The following is a 17,155-nucleotide window of genomic DNA, read 5'->3' on the forward strand; positions in this document are numbered from 1 at the left end:
TCAGCGCTTTGCGGTACGACTTGAGCCCGAGCGCCTTGGTGCCCTTGCCGGCCATACGGCATACTGGCCGCATTGACCCTTCACTCCGGAATCCGATTCGATGAACGATCGTCCCCTCAAGGTCGGCGTGGTGATGGACCCCATCGCCGACCTCAGCTACAAGAAGGACACCAGCCTGGCGATGCTGTGGGCCGCCCGGGATCGCGGCTGGTTGTTGCACTACATGGAACAGGAGGATCTGTTCCTGCGCGATGGCCGGGCCCATGCCCGCTGGCGTGACCTCGAGGTGTATCGCGACCCCGAACACTGGTATGCGCTGGGCGAGTCCCGAGTCGCGCCGCTCGCCGAGCTGGATGTGGTGCTGATGCGCAAGGATCCGCCGGTGGACGGCCGCTTCCTCGATGCCGTGCATCTGCTCGGCTTCGCCGAGCGTGAAGGCGTGCTGGTGGTCAACCCGACCCGCGCCCTGCTGGAATGCAACGAAAAACTGTTCGCCCAGCAGTTTCCGCAGTGCTGTGCGCCGACCCTGGTGTCCAGTCGCGACACTGAGATCCGTGCCTTCCATGCCGAGCATGGCGACGTCATCCTCAAGCCCCTGGACGGCATGGGCGGCAGCGGGATCTTCCATGTCGGCCCAGAGGGACGCAATCTCGGCGCGGTGATCGAGACGCTGACCGAGCGAGGCCATCGGCAGGCCATGGCCCAGCGCTATCTCCCGGAGATCAAGGACGGTGACACCCGCATCCTCCTGGTGGAGGGTGAACCGGTGCCCTATGGCCTGGCCAGGGTGCCAAAGGCCGGCGAGACGCGGGGCAACCTGGCAGCCGGCGGCCGGGGCGTCAGCCGCGAGCTCACCGACCGGGACCTCTGGCTGGTCGAGCAGGTGCAGCCGATGATTCGCGACAAGGGGCTGATGTTCGTCGGCCTCGACGTCATCGGCGACTACATCACCGAAATCAATGTGACCAGCCCGACCTGCGTGCGCGAGATCGACGATCAGCGCGGCACCGATATTGCTGGCTCGCTGATGGACGCTATCTCTCGGCGTCTCGCCGGGTAGAGGTGGTACAATCCTCGGGAAATACCGAACTCGACCAGGCCGTGCCGGACACCGTTCTCGATGTCGTGCCCTGTCGGCCCCTCGATGCGGGCATGGGCAAGGAGAGGACCTGTTCATCACGCGCGTCTGGCGATTCGGCGAAGGCAAACATTACGGCGTTCACAAGGTCCGCCGGGGAGTCCCATGCAAAGCTTGAAAAACCACTTCCTGATGGCGATGCCGCACCTGGAAGATCCCAATTTCGCCGGCACCCTGAGCTATCTGTGCGATTACGACGAAAAGGGCACCATGGGGGTGATCGTCAATCGGCCGCTGGAGCTGACCCTCGATGCGCTGTTCGAGCAGCTCGAGCTCGAGGGCGGCGACAGCCCGCATCGTAACGTGCCCGTCTACTATGGTGGGCCGACCCACAAGGATCGTGGCTTCATCCTGCACGAAGGGGGCAGCGAAGACTGGGATTCGAGTCTTCAGGTGGCCGATGACATCGCCCTGACCACGTCCATGGACATTCTGGAGGCCCTGGCCGCCGGTCGTGGTCCCGAACGCTTTCTGGTATGTCTCGGCTGTGCAGGCTGGGAGTCCGGTCAGCTCGAGTCCGAGCTCAAGGACAATGCCTGGCTCACCGTCGAGGGTCGGGCCGATATCCTCTTCGAGGTGGAGCCCGAGCAGCGTCTCGGCGCCAGTGCCGGCGTTCTCGGCGTCGACTTGAACCTGATGACCCGCGAGGCGGGGCACTCCTGATATGACGGGAATGGCCTGTGCTCGTCCGGCACGTTCGCCAGCCGGGCGCCACCCCGGGGGGCGGTGCCGATGAGTGGCAAGGGCCAACGCCTGATCCTGGGCTTCGACTTCGGCACCCGGCGCATCGGCGTGGCGGTGGGCAACGAGCTCACCGCCAGTGCCCGCCCCCAGGAGCCGCTGCCGGCTCGCGACGGCATCCCCGACTGGGAACGGGTGGCGCGGCTGGTCGACGAGTGGCGGCCGGACCTGTTCGTGGTCGGCCTGCCACTCAACATGGACGGCACCGAGAGCGTGATGAGCACCCGTGCTCGCAAGTTCGGCAAGCGGCTGTTCGGCCGCTTCGGCATCCCCTGCGAGATGGCCGACGAGCGTGGCTCGACCCGCGAGGCCAAGGCCATCGCCCGTGACGCCGGGCATCGCGGCAACTACCGCGACGACGGCGTCGACGGCCTGGCCGCGGTGCTGATTCTCGAAGGCTGGCTGGCCGACCAGGAAGGCCTTCCCCGCTGAAGCGGGCTTTTAGCTCTCCTGGGCCCTTTCTTCCTCGCCGCGATACTTCTCCACGAAATCCCCCACCTCGACGCAGGTGAATCTCTCGATGAAGAAGGCGAGGGTCGAGGGGCGTTGAAAGCGCTCCTCGAAACGCTCCGACTCGTTGCCTTGTCCACGCACCACGCTGGCACGGTAGCGCTCGCCCTCCCGGCGGACATTGACGGTGGCAGGGCGCGCGGCGTCGCGTTTTTCCACCACCAGCTCGCCTTGTCGCTCGAGCAGCTCACGCAATGTGCGGCCGCCCTCGATCTCGTCCGGCGAGGCCCAGAGGTCCTGGTCGCGATTGCCGTAACGGAACAGCAGCAGCGTCGGTATCGCGGTGAAGATGATGTTGGCCAGCAGCCAGGTGAGTTCGGCGCTCGAGGGGGAGGTCGTGAACATCAGCCAGATGTTTGCCGCAATGGCGACGGCGAGAAGCCCGGCGAAGGGCCGCCAGGTCCGCCAGCTCATGACCTGGCGGCCGAGGAAATAGCCCCAGAGCCCGACGACGGTCACGGTGCCGATGGCCAGTTGAACCAGCGAGAGTGGCGTGCCGCCACCCATCACGACGGCAAGGACGCCGACCGCCAGCAGCGCGGTATAGAAGATCGCCAGCAGGGTATAGGCACGTTGCAGATTCATCGGCTCGCCTCTCCTCGTCACAGGTTGTCGGTTGCATCTTTGCGGGGCGCCGCCCCTGATGGCCATCGACGGCCTCCCTGCCAGCTTAGGTGAAACTCGCCGATTGCTCCTCCCCTCGTCGACGGTCAACGTTCGGCGTCGTCAACACCGACGGTCTTCGGCACGAACCAGGGCACGTCGCGCTGGTCCTTCTCGACCAGGTCTTCCACCTGCAGCAGGGTGGCGAAGATCGCCATGCGCACCGGGATGCCGTTGTCGGTCTGGCGGAAGATCGCCAGGCGCGGGTCGCCGTTGAGGTCCACGTCCAGGTCGTTGGCGTCGGGACGGCTGTCGCGGGGCAGCGGGTGCATGACGATGGCGTGGTCATTGACGCGCTGGTCCATGAAGGCCTTGTCCACGGTGTAGTCCCGGGACAGGCTGAAGCCCTCGCTCATCTCGGCGGTGAAGCGCTCCTTCTGGATTCGCGTGGTGTAGACCATGTCCACGTCCGAGTAGTCGGCGGCCAGGCTTTCGCGGGTCTCGACCCGGTGGCCGCGAGAGGCGACCAGCTCGATCAGGTGCTGCGGCATCTCCAGGCCGGGGGGCGAGACCAGGGTGATCCGCATCGGCTCGTAGAGTGACAGCAGCTTGATCAGCGAGTGCACGGTGCGGCCGAACTTCAGGTCGCCGGTGAGCAGGACATGGGCGCCGGCCAGGCGCTTGCCGCGCCGGGCGAACTCCTTGTCGATGGTGTAGATGTCGAGCAGCGCCTGGCTGGGGTGCTCGCCGGGGCCGTCGCCGCCGTTGATCACCGGCACGTTGGTCGCGCTGGCGAATTCGGCCACCGAGCCTTGCTCCGGGTGACGCATCACGATGGCGTCGCAGTAGCCGCTCATCACCCGGCTGGTGTCGTAGAGCGATTCGCCCTTGGCCATGGAGGAGAAGGTGAAGCCGGTGGTATCACAGACGCTGCCGCCCAGCCGGCAGAAGGCCGCATGAAAACTGACCCGGGTGCGGGTGCTGGCTTCGAAGAAGAGGTTGCCGAGCACTGCGCCCTCCAGGACCCGGGTGACCTTGCGGCGCTGGGCGACCGGCTCCATGCGTGCCGCCACGCGCATCAGGTGATCGACATCGTCGCGGGACAGGGAATCGATGGAGAGAAGATGGGAACTCATGCGTGGGCCTCGGCTGGCGGTGGAGATGGCGGGCCTAGTGTAACGTCATGGCAGGGGCGCTTCACTGTCTTGGTATTCCAGCATTTCCCCGGCGAGTTCGCCGACGCGACGAATGGCGGCCTCGCGCGAGGCGGTGGGACGCTCGGCGTAATTGAGGCGCAGACAGTGGCGATACTTGCCCGAGGCGGAGAACATGGGCCCCGGTGCCACGTGCAGGCGTTCGGCGGCGAGTCGTTCATTGAGTCGGGTCGTATCGATGGTCTCGGGCAGTTCCACCCATAGCAGGAAGCCGCCCCGGGGCTGGCTGATGCGGGTGCCGGCGGGGAAGTATTCGCCGACCCAGTCGATCATGAGGTCTCGCTGGCGCTGGTAACGGCGGGTGATCTCGCGCAGGTGGCGCTGGTAATGGCCTTTTTCGATGAAGGCGGCTACGGCACGCTGGGGCTGAGTCGCCGAGGCGCCGGTGGAGACGTACTTCTCGTGCAGGGCGCGGTCACGGTAGCGCCCCGGCGCTATCCAGCCGACCCTCAGGCCGGGCATCAGGCTCTTCGACACCCCGCTGCACAGCAATACCCGCCCCTCGTCGTCGAAGGCCTTGATGGCCCTGGGCCGGGGCGTGTCGAAGGCCAGGTCGCCATAGATATCGTCCTCGATGATCGCCACGTCGTAGCGCCGGGCCAGCTCGAGCAGCTCGCGCTTGCGCGACTCGGGCATGGTATAGCCGAGCGGGTTGTTGCAGGTTGGCGTGACCTGGATGGCCCGAATCGGCCACTGGTCCAGCGCCAGCTCCAGCGCCTCGAGGCTGATGCCGCGACGCGGGTCGGTGGGAATCTCCATCACCTTGAGGCCATGGGCCTCGAGAATCTGCATGGCGCCGTAGAAGCTGGGGGAATCCACGGCGACCACGTCGCCGGGGGCGGCGAGCATGCGCAGGGCGATGGCCAGGGCTTCCTGGCAGCCGGTGGTGATGACCACGTCGTCGGGATGCAGCAGGCAGCCGGATGTCGTGGCCAGGCGTGCCACCTGCTGGCGTAGCGGTGGATGACCGGCCAGGCCATCGTAACCGAGGTCGCGAGGGTCCGGATCACGGTGCAGGCCGGAAAGCAGGCGACCGAGCGGCTTGAGGGTCGGGGCATCCAGGGCCGGTGTTCCGGCGCCCAGGCGTCGCGGCTGATCGTCGCCCGGGCCCGATCCGACCATGGCCAGCACCTGGTCCCACTGGGCGACCTCGAGCGGTCGCTGGGAGGGGCGGGACATCGTCGGCAAGTCCCGGGGCCGAGGGCGCGGCAATACATAATGGCCGGAGCGAGGGCGTGCGGCAGCGAGGCCCGCCTCCTCCAGACGTGCATAGGCACTCTGCGCGGTAGTGACACTGATGCCCTGTTCACGGCATAGCGCGCGAATCGAGGGGAGCCGGTCGCCGACCGGATAGATACCCTGGGCGATGCGCCGGGCGAGAAGGTCGGCAATGTCGTCGTAGCGTGTCGGGGCTGTCATCGTGGTACTCATCCGAAGCGGTACAGATGAGCGCAAGGCGCTCGGTACAGTCAGGCTGACAGTAAAACTGTACCCTATATAAACGATGATACTGAATCTGTATCGGTCGCGGCGTCGAGCCTAACCTGTCGGAACCTTCCCGAAGGACTGCGACAGGAGGCCGGCCATGATGCGTGATCATTGGGTTAACTGGAGACTGGTCTGGCGTCGCCAGCGGCAGCGCCATCATACTCGCCGTCGGCTGCGTGATCTCGATGCACGGCTGCTCGACGATGTCGGGATCAGTGCGGCTCGAGCCGAACGTGAAGCTCGCAAGCCGTTCTGGCGACGTTGAGCATCGGCAGTGTCAGGCCATGGCCTCTATGCTGGAAAGTCCGGGCCGAGGTCGTGGCCTGAGGGAAACACGACAATTCGATACAGGAGGTTCCATGCCCAGTCCACTCTCACGCTACTACCTGCTGGACGTGTTCACCGATACGCCGCTGGCGGGCAATCCGCTGGCCGTGTTCCTCGATGCCGAGGGCATGGAGGCGTCGCACATGCAGGCGATCGCCAACGAGCTCAATCTGGCGGAAACGGTCTTCGTGGGGGCGCGACAGGCAGAGAACGATTTCCCGGTGCGCATCTTCACGCCGAGCCGCGAACTGCCGTTCGCCGGCCACCCGACCATCGGTACGGCGCACCTGCTGGCCGCCCAGGGGCTGGTGGACGCAACGCGACCGCTGACGCTGAGGGCCCCGGTGGGGCCGCTGGACGTCCGCTTCGAGGGAGAGGAAGCGCGTTTCACTACCGCTGTGCCGGTCGAGGTCGGCACGAGCTCACTGGGGCGCACTGCCGCGGCCACACTGCTCGGCCTCGAGCCCTCGGAGATCGTCGGCGACCCGGTCCAGGCCTCCTGCGGGCTGCCGTTCCACCTCATTCCCCTGGATAGCGAAGCCTCGCTGGCGAAGGTGGCGCCGGACGTCGGGCAATGGACGCTGCATGTCTCGCCCAGCGGGGTCGACCAGGTCTACCTGTATGTGGAGAACGGCGAGTCGCTGTCGACCCGTACCTTCAGTCGTGAGTTCACGGGGTTACGCGAGGACCCTGCCACCGGCAGCGCGGCATCGGCGCTGGCCGGCTACCTGGGGACCCGGGATCGGCTCGACGATCGCCAGTGGCGCATTCGCCAGGGAGTGGACATGGGGCGCCCCAGCGAGATCATCGCCCGGGCCCGGCGCGACGGCGACCAGGTACGGGTCGAGGTCGCCGGTCAGGCCTGTCTCGTCGGTGAAGGCGCCTTTTACCCCCGGGACTGAGGGAAACACTGCACAAATGCCTGCGCGGGCAAATCACTGCGTTGCGCGGTGCTCGGAATCCTCACCTATACCCCATAGGCTCCGGTTCCTGTGCTCCGTGCGCCTTGCGATTCGCTCCGCTCGTCGATTTGTTCAGCGCTTCCTGAGTCGGCGTTACCCTCATCTCGCCGGCGAGAGACGGGCATCGGCCTGCCGCGAGGCAGGCCGGGCCAGGCACCAGAAGCTGGTCATCGAGAGGATGCCGGCCAGGCCGATAGTCAGGGCCATGGCATGGGAGGTGCCGTCATGGAACTGGCCGACCAGGGTGCCGATCAGCGCCGCCACGGTCATCTGCAGGAAACCGAACAGCGAGGAGGCCGACCCGGCGCATTGCGGGTTGGGCGCGAGGGCTCCCGCCATGCTCTGGGGCATCAGGATGCCGAAGCCGACGAGGAACAGGATGTGCGGGCCGATGACCGCCCAGGCGGCGTAGACGCCGGCGAACGCCAGGCCGGCCATGGTCGTGCCGGCCAGGGCGCACAGCAGGGTGGCGTATTGCAGCAGCCGGTCGCGCCCCAGTCGATGACTGTAGCGGCCGCTGAGCAATGAACCGACGAAGAACCCCGCGACGATCAGCATGAAACCGATGCCGTACTCGAAGGGCGTCAATCCCATGAAGTCGATCAGCACGAAGGACGAGCCGGAGAGAAAGGCGAACAGGCCGGCAAAGCCGGTGGCATTGGTCAGGGTATAGCCGAGGAAGGTGCGCTGGGTCAGCAGCATGCGGAAATTGGCCAGAATCACACTGGGCTGTATCGACTGGCGTCGCTCGACGGGCAGCGGCTCGGGCATCGCGAATGTCAGCAACAGCAGCATCGCCACGGCGTAAAGGGCCAACAGCGTGAAGATGGCCTGCCAGCCGAAGAACAACAGCAGGCCGGCGCCGATGACCGGCGCCAGTGCCGGTGCCAGCGCCATGGTACTGGCCATGTAGGAGAGCACCCGCCCGGCCTCGACAGGACCGAAGATGTCGCGTACCGCGGCGCGGGCCAGTACCGGCCCGGCGGCGCCGCCAAAAGCCTGCAGGAAACGGCCGACGAGCAGCGTTTCCACATTGCTGGCCAGCATGCAAAGCAGGCTGGCGCACAGGAACAGGCCGAACCCCGCGATCATCACCGGCCGACGCCCGAAACGGTCGGAGATGGGACCGCAGAACAGCTGGGCCAGGGCGAAGCCGGCCATGTAGAGGCTCAGGGTCAGCTGGATCTCGTCGGGTCCGGTCGACAGCGATGCGGCCATGCTGGGCATGGCGGGCAGGTACATGTCGGTGGCCAGGGGGCCAAGGGCGGTCAAGGTGGCCAGTAGCACTACGGTCGCGGTCGAGGTCAGCCTCAGCACGTGCTGCTCCATGGATGAGTGAGGGTCGTCAGGGACGCGACAGGCGGGCACGGTCTGTGCCGTGCCCGCCTGTTGTCTGCGGCGCCTGATGGATCGAGCTGTTCCAGACTCGTCAGCGTGATCGCCTGGGCATGGCGGTGGCGACGAGATTATTTAGACCGCTCATTATAACTCAGTTTGCATCTGGCTGCTCGCCGGGGGCGGCGAGCCGGAAGGCGTCCAGCGTGCGGGCGTTCTCGGTGATGCGTCGGATTCGCGGGTAGGCCGAGAGGTCGCATTCGAAGCGCTCGGCGTTGAAGACCTGAGGCACCAGGCAGACGTCGGCCAGGGTCGGCGCGTCGCCGTGGCAGAAGTCGCCGCTGCCGGCCTCCCGGCTGAGCATGGCCTCCAGGGCGGAGAAGCCCTGGTGGATCCAGTGGCGGTACCAGGTCTGCTTGGCGTCGTCATCGACCCCGAGCTCATTCACCAGATACTTGAGCACTCGCAGGTTGTCCAGCGGATGGATCTCGCAGGCCACTACCTGGGACAGCGCCCGGACCCGGGCTCGATCGGCGGGATGCTCGGGCAGCAGCGCCGGCTCGGGGTGGCGTTCTTCCAGATACTCGCAGATCGCCAGCGACTGGGTCAGTCGCAGCCCGTCGTCGGTCTCCAGCACCGGTACCAGGCCCTGGGGATTATGGGCGAGAAAGGCGTCGTCTCGCTGCTCGCCCTTGACCAGGTTGATCGGGGCCTGGTCATAGGCCAGGTTCTTCAGGTTCAGCGCGATGCGTACCCGGTAGGCGGCCGACGAACGGAAATAGCCGTAGAGTGTCGTCATTTGCCTGCCTCCTCGAGATTCAGTGTGGCTGATATTTCACGACCTGTTGGTCGATGGCGCCGAAGATGCTCTGGCCGTCGCGGTCGAACATCTCGATGCGCACCCGGTCGCCGAAGCGCATGAAGGGGGTCTTGCTGTCGCCGTGGAGGATCTTCTCGACCATGCGAACCTCGGCCAGACAACTGTAGCCCACTCCGCCGTCCGTGACTGGCTTGCCGGGGCCGCCATCGGCGTCCGGGTTGGAGACGGTGCCCGAACCGATCACCGCGCCGGCGCCCAGGTAGCGGGTGCGGGCGGCATGGGCGACCAGTTCGGGAAAGCCGAAGATCATGTCGGGGCCGGCTTCGGGCTCACCGAACTTGTCGCCGTTGAGGTGCACGGTGAGCGGCAAGTGGACGCGGCCGTCCCGCCAGGCGTCGCCCAGTTCGTCCGGTGTCACGCAGATCGGCGAGAAGCTGGAGGCCGGCTTGGCCTGGAAGAAGCCGAAGCCCTTGGCCAGCTCGCCGGGAATCAGGCCGCGCAGGCTGACGTCGTTGACCAGCATCACGAGCTTGATGTGGTCGGCGGCGGCCTCGGTGTCGACGCCCATGGGAACGTCATCGGTGATGACCGCGATCTCGCCCTCGAAATCGATGCCGTGCTCCTCGCTGACGGCCTCGATGTCCTCGGTGGGGGCGATGAAACTGTCGCCGCCGCCCTGGTACATCAGGGGATCGGTCCAGAAGGTTTCCGGCATTTCGGCGCCCCGTGCCTGGCGCACCAACTGGACGTGGTTGAGATAGGCCGAGCCATCGGCCCAGTGGTAGGTGCGCGGCAAGGGAGAATGCAGGGCGGTCTGATCGAGATCGAAGGCGCCTTCGGCCTGGCCGTCGTTGAGCTGGGCATAGCGCTGCTCGAGGCGAGGCGCCAGCTTGTTCCAGTTCTCGATGACCGCCTGCAGGGTCGGCGCGATATCGGTGGCACGTACGGCGCGGGTCAGGTCGCGCGAGACCACGATCAGTTCGCCGTCGCGGCCCTGGTTGAGAGAAGCGAGTTTCATGTTTGGCGTCCTGTTTGGTGTTGGAGGTGAATGGGATTGGGTATTAAGCGTTGCGGCGGACTATAGAGCCGCTGACAAAACGTTCGGTAAGTGGAAGTGCCGGGGGCAAGGCGAAGCGAGGGTCTTTTGCCATGGGCGAGGCGGAAGGAGAAGCACATCCAGTGGATGCGTTTCCCGCCGAGCGGGTTGGCCACGGATGGCCAACCCAGGCCCTGCAAGCGGCGCAGGATGCTTTAGCGCCGCAGGGCAAAAGTAGCGCCCATGGATGGGTTTACAGCGCCCTCGCGGAGGCTTGCCGCCGGACACTCTGACGGTGAAGAGCGTCTCATATGAGCACCTCGGCCGCGGCTTCAACGATCTCTGAATAAACGCCGTCATGGAGAGATGTCCGCTCAACGAGATGTCGAGTCGAAGTGGCGTCGCAGCGTCGACCACACATCCACGTAGTCGCGTTGGCGGAAGTCGGCGGCCAGCGCGGCCTCGGTGGGGTGGAAGACGTAACGGCTCTCGAACATGAACGCCAAGGTGTTCCCGAGGTATTGCGGTGTCAATTCTGCCGTCGAGGCCTTCTCGAAGGTGTCGGCATCCGGGCCATGGGGCGACATGCAGTTGTGCAGGCTGGCGCCACCGGGCCGGAAGCCTTCGGCCTTGGCGTCGTAGGTGCCATGGATCAGCCCCATGAATTCGCTCATCAGGTTGCGGTGGAACCAGGGTGGCCGGAAGGTATGCTCGGCGACCATCCAGCGTGGCGGGAAGATGACGAAATCGATATTGGCCATCCCCGGGGTGTCCGATGGCGAGGTCAGCACCGTGAAGATCGAGGGGTCGGGGTGGTCGAAGCTCACCGTGTTGATGGTATTGAAACACGACAGGTCGTACTTGCAGGGCGCGTAGTTGCCGTGCCAGGCCACCACGTCCAGGGGGGAGTGATCCAGGCGGGTGACCCAGAAGCGACCGGAAAACTTGGCGACCAGCTCGATGTCGCCCTCGATATCCTCATAGGCGGCCACGGGGCTTTCGAAGTCCCGCGGGTTGGCCAGGCCGTTGGCGCCGATGGGGCCCAGGCCCGGAAGTTCCAGGGGCATGCCGTAGTTCTCGCAGATATAGCCGCGAGCGGCGTCGCTGCCGTCGGCGAGGCGGACCTGGAACTTGATGCCACGGGGAATCACGGCGATCTCGCCGCCGGTGACGTCGAGTTCGCCCATCTCGGTCCGCAGCCGCAGGCCGCCATGCTGCGGGACGATCAGGAGTTCGCCGTCGGCGTCGTAGAAGAAGCGCTCGGTCATGTCGCGGTTGAAGGCGTAGACATGCACGCCACAGCCGGTCTGGGCATCGGCGTTGCCGTTGACGGCCACGCTCAGCAGCCCATCGATGAAGTCGGTGGGGGCCTCGGGCAGCGGGGCGGGGTCCCAGCGCATCTGATTGGGGTCGGCGGCGGGGTCGTCCAGCGGTGAGGTCGCCACCTTCTCCACGTTCAAGGGCTCGTAGGCACTCTGTACCACCGAGGGGCGGATGCGATATAGCCAACTGCGCAGATTGTGAGAGCGCGGTGCGGTGAACGCCGAGCCGGAGAGCTGCTCGGCATAGAGGCCGTAGGGGCAGCGCTGTGGTGAGTTCTGCCCTTCGGGCAGCGCGCCCGGGAGGGCCTCGGTGGCGAAGTGATTGCGAAAGCCACGCTGATAGTCGAGCGATGTTGTCATTCTGGGCGACCTCTCGGCATATGGTTTCAAATGAAACTATATAGTGAATGCTAGCCCTGTATGGTTTCATGTGCAACTATTCAGCACGCGCTATCCGAACATCTGCCTGAACAACGCGCCCGGGTGACTCATGACTGCCGAAACGCCGCCGACGGATTTCGATCTCGACCACTTCCTGCCCTATCGGCTGGACCGCCTGGCGGATCGCGTCAGCGAGGCCCTGGCCCACCTCTATGAAGCCCATTACGACCTGAATGTGGCGCAATGGCGGGTGTTGGCCTGGTTGCATCACCGGCACGAGCTGACCGCCAAGCAGATCTGTGCGTCGACCCGCATGGACAAGGCTCGGGTGTCACGGGCCGTTCAGGTGCTCGAAGGGCGTGATCTGATCGTTCGCCGCCCGTCGCCTCGGGATCAGCGCTTGCACGAACTGCGACTGACCGAGGCCGGACAGGCACTGATGGTCGAGCTGGTCCCGCAGGTCAGGGCGTGGGAAGCGGAGCTGGTGGCGCCGTTGACGACGGACGAATACCGCCGGCTGCTCGACATGATGGGAAGGCTCGAGCGACGGCTTCAGGAGGGCGAGTAGCCGGCGCTCCGAGAGAGGGCGGTCAGGCCGGCACTTCGTCCGGGGCGGGCACGCGGCCGCCGAGTCGGGCGGTGATGTCGCTGGCGGCGTCGCGGACCAGCTCGCCGAGTTCCAGCAACCGGGGCTCGGGAATGCGGGCGACCGGGCCGGAAACGGAGATGGCGGCCAGCGGGGTGCCGTGCTCGTCATGGATGCAGGCGGCCACGCAGTGCAGGCCGACGGCATGCTCCTCGCGATCGCAGGCATAGCCTCGCTCGCGGATTTCGGCCATGCTCTCGCGCAGGGCGACCGGGTCGTGCAGGGTGTTGTTGGTGACCCGTGCCAGCCCGCGTTCGTCGAGAATGCGCTCGAACTCGTCGTCCGGCAGCCAGGCCATCAACGCCTTGCCGACACCGGAGGCGTGCAGGGGCGCGCGGGACCCGAGTCGCGTGATCATGCGCATCATCTGCGGTGACTCGCTCTGGGCGAGAAAGACCGCCGTGCTGCCATCACGTACACCGAGGTTGGCGGTTTCGCCGGTCTGGGTGGTCAGTCGGCGGAGGAAGGGCCGGCTGGTGCCGACGAAGTCCCTTGCCTCGAGGAAGCTGTTGCCGATGCGGAAGGTCTTGACGTCGATCTTCCATACCCCGAGCTCGTTGTCCTGAGTGACATAGCCCTGGCTCTGGAGAGCCTGCAGCAGCCGGTGGGTCGTCGAGGGGGCGAGTTCCGACTGCTCGGCGATCTCGGACAGGGCCAGGCCGCCGGGGCTGCCTGCCAGACGTTCGAGCAGACTGAGCCCGCGCACCAGCGACTGGCTATGCCCGCCGCTGCTCTTGCCGGTTGCCGGCCGTCCCGCTGTTCTACGCCTGCCTTCGCTCACCTCTCGTCTCCCGCGTCACTGCTGTTGTTGAGGGAAACACTACTTAAATGCCTGCGCATGCAAATCGCTTTGTTGCACGGTGCTCGAAAGCTCGCCTAACCCCTCGTTATGTCTCGCTTTCTGTGCTCCGCGCGCCTTGCGCTTCACTATGCTCGGCTATTTATTCAGCGTTTCCTGAGTCGTCAGCATACCGTGTCGTTGTCGTTCTGTCTTGCTTTCGGAAATGGTTTCCAGACTCATCTTTGGTGGTAGACGCACTCGCCAGGCCTTTCGGTTGACGTATCATCGAGCGTTCGCGTCGTTATCGGGGGAGAGTGGCGATGCCAGAACAAGATCAAGAACATCGAGAGGACGAGCTGACCGGGTTGCTGGCACGGGCCGCCGTGCTGGTGATCGACGACGAGCCGGGCATGCGCAACTTCCTGGTGAAGACGCTGCGTCTGTATTGCCGCGAGGTCGTCGAGGCCGAGGATGTCGACCAGGCCGAGGCCCGGATGCACCAGGCGAGCTTCGATGTGGTGCTGCTCGACAACGTCATGCCCGGGCGCAACGGTATCGAGTGGCTTGCCGAGCGGCACCGTCAGGGTGCCATCGCCGACACCATCGTGGTCACGGCCTATGCCGACCTGGATACCGCCATCGAGGCAATGCGTGCCGGTGCCCGTGACTTCATCCTCAAGCCGGTGCGTTCTAATCAGGTGTTGAATGCCGTGCGTCGCTGCATCGAGCTGGGCCAGCTCAAGCGGGAGAACACCTTGCTGCGCCACGAGTTGCAGAGCACGGATATCTGGCGGCGGCGTCGCAGCGAGCTCATCGGCGATTCCGAGGAAATCGAGGAGGTGCGCCGAACCCTGGGACGAGTGGTCAACATGCCGACGCCGATCCTGGTCTGCGGCGAGTCCGGCACCGGCAAGGAGGTGGCCGCGCGACACCTGCATGCTGCCTCGGAACGTGCGTCGTATCCCTTCGTGGCGGTGAACTGCGCGGCGATCCCCGCCGATATGCTGGAGATCGAGCTGTTCGGCCATACGCGCAACGCCTTCGCCGGTGTCGAGGGGCATCGCGAGGGCCTGCTGGTTTCTGCCCAAGGCGGCACGGTCTTTCTCGACGAGATCGGGGAGCTATCGGCCGCCGCGCAGCTGGCGCTGACGCGGGTGCTTGAGGATCGCACCGTGCGGCCGGTGGGAGGCGAGCAGGAGGTGCCGCTGGACCTGCGCTTCGTGTGTGCGACTTCCAAGGATCTGGCCCGTGAGGTCGCCGCGGGACGCTTCCGGGAAGACCTCTACTTTCGGGTCAATGTCATCGAGATCAAGATGCCGCCGTTGCGGCGCCGTGGCGCGGATACCCTGGCGCTGGCCGAGCTTTTCATGTCCGAGATCGCCCGTCATCTGGGGTTGGCGCGGCTGGAAATCGATACTACCACCCGGGCGGCCATCCTGCGTCATCGCTGGCCGGGCAATATCCGCGAACTACTGAACTTCATCGAGCGCTCGCTGATCTTCGGTCATTTTCCGCTCGAGACGCTGGCGCCATTGCCCGAGACCGAGATCGAGACGCTGGAGGTCGTCGAACGGCGCCAGATTCTCGATGCCCTGGAGGCGACCCATGGCAACCGCGCCGAGGCCGCCCGGCGGCTGGGGGTGTCGCGCAAGACCGTGGATCGCAAGTGTGCCGCCTGGGGCCTCTGACATGAAGCGTGTGATGCCGTCCTGGGCGCGGTCGGTGCGGGTGCGCCTGCTGGTCATCGCTCTGCTGCCGATGCTGGTGCTGTTGCCGCTGCTGCTGGGCATGGCCGTGTTGCGCTGGTCCGGCAAGGTGGATGACCTGCTGACGGTGAAGGTCAATGGTGACCTGACCATTGCCCACCAGTACATGGCACGCCTCCGCGAGGATTCGGGGGACCGCATCGAGGCGCTGGGCGCGTCCGTTGCCTTTGCCGAGGGCATGGCGCAATCCGGCGCGGCGTCGGATTTCCTCGAGCGCCGCCGCCGCGCGCTCGGGCTCGACTTCCTGTACGTGGTCACGCGTCGCGGGCGCATCATTTCATCCGATACGCCTTCCATGTCGGGTTATGCGGCTCGTGACTGGCCGGTGGTGCGGGCGGCGCTTGAGGGTACCACGCGCAGCGCGGTCGATGTCTTCAACCATGAGCAACTGACGGGGCTGTCGCCATCCCTGGCCGAGCGGGCGAGGGTGCCGATCGTCCCGACCCGGGCGGCGGTGCCTACCTCCCGTCGCGTGGTAAAGAACGGCATGATGCTGCACGCGGCGGCGCCGGTCAGGCTGCCGAGCGGTCAACGTGCGGCCCTGGTCGGCGGGCGCCTGCTCAACCGCAATCTCGACTTTATCGATACCATCAACGACCTGGTCTATCGCGATCGCAGCCTGCCCGAGGGCAGTCAGGGCACGGCCACCCTGTTTCTCGATGATGTCCGGGTGTCGACCAATGTGCGCCTGTTCGAGGGCGAGCGCGCGCTGGGCACTCGGGTCTCGGCCGAGGTCCGGTCGCAGGTGCTGGAGCGAGGCGAGGTCTGGCTCGATCGCGCCTTCGTGGTCAACGACTGGTACATCTCCGCCTACGAGCCCATCGTCGACAGTCGCGGCGAGCGGGTCGGCATGCTCTATGTCGGTTTCCTCGAGGCGCCGTTTCGCGAGGCGCGGATCACCAGCATCATTCTCATCGCGGTGATCTTCCTGGCGATCACCGCCATTTCGGTGCCGATCTTCCTGCGTTGGGCACGGCGCATCTTTCGGCCGCTGGAGCGCATGAACGAGACGATCGGGCGCGTCGAGGCGGGAGACCTCGGGGCACGCATCGGGTCGGGCGGCGGTCGTGGCGAGATCAGCCGGGTGGCCCGCCACCTCGATGACCTGCTCGACCAGGTCCAGGAGCGGGATCGTCGCCTGCGTGGCTGGGCGAGTGAACTGAACGCCAAGGTCGAGGAGCGCACCCGTGATCTCCAGGAGGCCAATCGACGCCTGGAACGCACCACCGAGCAGCTGGTGATGTCGGAGAAACTTGCCGCGGTCGGCGAAATTACCGCCGGCGTCGCCCACGAGATCAACAACCCCGTGGCGGTCATCCAGGGCAATCTGGATGTCGCCCGCCAGACGCTTGGCGCGCGGGCCGATGAGGTCACCACCGAGTTCGACCTGATCGACGATCAGGTGCACCGCATTTCGGCGATTATCGCCAAGCTGTTGCAGTTCGCCCGTCCCGGCGAGTTTTCGGGCTCGGCCAATCGCCTGATTCCCGCCGAAGTGATCGATGACTGCCTGGTACTGACTCGCCACCTGTCGAGCAAGGCCGAAATCACCGTCGAACGGGATGACCGCAGCACGGCGGCCATCCTGGTGGAGCGAACCGAGCTGCAGCAGGTCATCATCAACCTGGTGGTGAACGCCATTCATGCCATGCCCGAGGGCGGGACCCTGTCCCTGGAGACTGAGGATCGCGTCGTCGAGGGGGTGCCGGGGGTCGCGATCATCGTCATGGATACCGGGCGCGGGATGGCGCCCGAGGTGCTCAAGCGGATCTTCGATCCCTTCTTCACCACCAAGCGCTCCCAGGGCACGGGGCTCGGGCTCTCGATCAGTCAGACGCTCATGGCCCGCGCCGGGGGCTGGATCGATGCGGTGAGCGAGCAGGGTGCCGGAAGTCGATTTGCCGTCTGGGTGCCGTCTTGCCCCTAAGAAAACACTGCACAAATGCCTGCGCGGGCAAATCGCTGCGCTATAGCCGCCATCCATGGCGGCTACCCTGCGGGCCCGTCGAAAGACGGTTCAAATTCGCTCCCGGCGAATTTGTGCGCGGTGCTCGGAATCCTCACCTATACCCCATAGGCTCCGGT

16 protein-coding genes are annotated in these 17,155 nt (G+C 65.7%); 8 read left to right on the forward strand and 8 right to left on the reverse strand.

Annotated features, from left to right (window positions below; genetic code table 11):
- Window positions 1-100 precede the first annotated feature (100 nt).
- The 3 genes from gshB (at window position 101) to ruvX (ending at window position 2,311) form a co-directional block, all read left to right on the forward strand.
- Window positions 101-1,060 carry a glutathione synthase gene (gene gshB / locus LU493_RS12495; RefSeq protein ID WP_275288111.1) on the forward strand — a complete coding sequence of 320 codons (960 nt, stop codon included), beginning with the start codon at window positions 101-103 and terminating at the stop codon, window positions 1,058-1,060.
- Between the two features lie 183 nt (window positions 1,061-1,243).
- A complete protein-coding gene (locus LU493_RS12500) occupies window positions 1,244-1,801 on the forward strand; it encodes a YqgE/AlgH family protein (protein ID WP_275288112.1) in 558 nt (185 codons plus the stop codon).
- Between the two features lie 69 nt (window positions 1,802-1,870).
- Window positions 1,871-2,311, forward strand: coding sequence for a Holliday junction resolvase RuvX (ruvX, locus tag LU493_RS12505; protein ID WP_275288113.1), 441 nt, complete (start codon window positions 1,871-1,873; stop codon window positions 2,309-2,311).
- A 9-nt stretch (window positions 2,312-2,320) separates the two neighbouring features.
- Here ruvX and LU493_RS12510 read toward each other — a convergent pair whose 3' ends face one another.
- The 3 genes from LU493_RS12510 to LU493_RS12520 form a co-directional block, all read right to left on the reverse strand.
- A complete protein-coding gene (locus LU493_RS12510) occupies window positions 2,321-2,974 on the reverse strand; it encodes a hypothetical protein (RefSeq protein WP_275288114.1) in 654 nt (217 codons plus the stop codon).
- Between the two features lie 125 nt (window positions 2,975-3,099).
- Window positions 3,100-4,128, reverse strand: coding sequence for an aspartate carbamoyltransferase (pyrB, locus tag LU493_RS12515; RefSeq protein WP_275288115.1), 1,029 nt, complete (start codon window positions 4,126-4,128; stop codon window positions 3,100-3,102).
- 45 nt (window positions 4,129-4,173) lie between these two features.
- A complete protein-coding gene (locus tag LU493_RS12520) occupies window positions 4,174-5,625 on the reverse strand; it encodes a PLP-dependent aminotransferase family protein (protein ID WP_275288116.1) in 1,452 nt (483 codons plus the stop codon).
- A gap of 166 nt (window positions 5,626-5,791) precedes the next feature.
- On the opposite strand from LU493_RS12520, the gene LU493_RS12525 reads away from it, so the two are divergent.
- Together LU493_RS12525 and LU493_RS12530 are read left to right on the forward strand one after the other, a co-directional pair.
- On the forward strand, window positions 5,792-5,959 hold the full coding sequence (locus LU493_RS12525; RefSeq protein ID WP_275288117.1) for a DUF1127 domain-containing protein: 168 nt from the start codon (window positions 5,792-5,794) through the stop codon (window positions 5,957-5,959).
- 94 nt (window positions 5,960-6,053) lie between these two features.
- Window positions 6,054-6,923, forward strand: coding sequence for a PhzF family phenazine biosynthesis protein (locus tag LU493_RS12530; RefSeq protein WP_275288118.1), 870 nt, complete (start codon window positions 6,054-6,056; stop codon window positions 6,921-6,923).
- Window positions 6,924-7,082: 159 nt separating this feature from the next.
- Here the strand turns inward: LU493_RS12530 and LU493_RS12535 are convergent, their stop codons facing one another.
- The 4 genes from LU493_RS12535 to hmgA all read right to left on the reverse strand — a co-directional run bounded on the left by LU493_RS12535 (window position 7,083) and on the right by hmgA (window position 11,856).
- Window positions 7,083-8,300, reverse strand: a complete 1,218-nt coding sequence (locus LU493_RS12535) for a multidrug effflux MFS transporter (RefSeq protein ID WP_275288119.1) — start codon at window positions 8,298-8,300, stop codon at window positions 7,083-7,085.
- Between the two features lie 172 nt (window positions 8,301-8,472).
- Window positions 8,473-9,117 (reverse strand): maleylacetoacetate isomerase, encoded by a 645-nt coding sequence (maiA, locus tag LU493_RS12540; protein WP_275288120.1) that lies wholly within the window; start codon window positions 9,115-9,117, stop codon window positions 8,473-8,475.
- Between the two features lie 19 nt (window positions 9,118-9,136).
- Window positions 9,137-10,156, reverse strand: a complete 1,020-nt coding sequence (locus LU493_RS12545) for a fumarylacetoacetate hydrolase family protein (protein WP_275288121.1) — start codon at window positions 10,154-10,156, stop codon at window positions 9,137-9,139.
- A 392-nt stretch (window positions 10,157-10,548) separates the two neighbouring features.
- The gene (hmgA, locus tag LU493_RS12550) at window positions 10,549-11,856 is read right to left on the reverse strand and encodes a homogentisate 1,2-dioxygenase (protein ID WP_275288122.1); all 1,308 of its coding nucleotides are present in this window, start codon (window positions 11,854-11,856) and stop codon (window positions 10,549-10,551) included.
- Between the two features lie 130 nt (window positions 11,857-11,986).
- On the opposite strand from hmgA, the gene LU493_RS12555 reads away from it, so the two are divergent.
- On the forward strand, window positions 11,987-12,445 hold the full coding sequence (locus tag LU493_RS12555; RefSeq protein ID WP_275288123.1) for a MarR family winged helix-turn-helix transcriptional regulator: 459 nt from the start codon (window positions 11,987-11,989) through the stop codon (window positions 12,443-12,445).
- Between the two features lie 22 nt (window positions 12,446-12,467).
- Here the strand turns inward: LU493_RS12555 and LU493_RS12560 are convergent, their stop codons facing one another.
- Window positions 12,468-13,304 (reverse strand): IclR family transcriptional regulator, encoded by an 837-nt coding sequence (locus LU493_RS12560; RefSeq protein WP_275288124.1) that lies wholly within the window; start codon window positions 13,302-13,304, stop codon window positions 12,468-12,470.
- A gap of 320 nt (window positions 13,305-13,624) precedes the next feature.
- Between LU493_RS12560 and LU493_RS12565 the strand changes: the two genes are divergently transcribed.
- Together LU493_RS12565 and LU493_RS12570 are read left to right on the forward strand one after the other, a co-directional pair.
- Window positions 13,625-14,992 (forward strand): sigma-54-dependent transcriptional regulator, encoded by a 1,368-nt coding sequence (locus LU493_RS12565; protein WP_275288125.1) that lies wholly within the window; start codon window positions 13,625-13,627, stop codon window positions 14,990-14,992.
- Window position 14,993: 1 nt separating this feature from the next.
- Complete coding sequence (locus LU493_RS12570; protein ID WP_275288126.1) at window positions 14,994-16,997, forward strand: sensor histidine kinase; 2,004 nt, start codon at window positions 14,994-14,996, stop codon at window positions 16,995-16,997.
- Window positions 16,998-17,155: the final 158 nt, after the last annotated feature.

Source organism: Halomonas elongata (genome assembly GCF_029081005.1).
GTDB classification, from domain to species: Bacteria; Pseudomonadota; Gammaproteobacteria; order Pseudomonadales; family Halomonadaceae; genus Halomonas; species Halomonas elongata_B.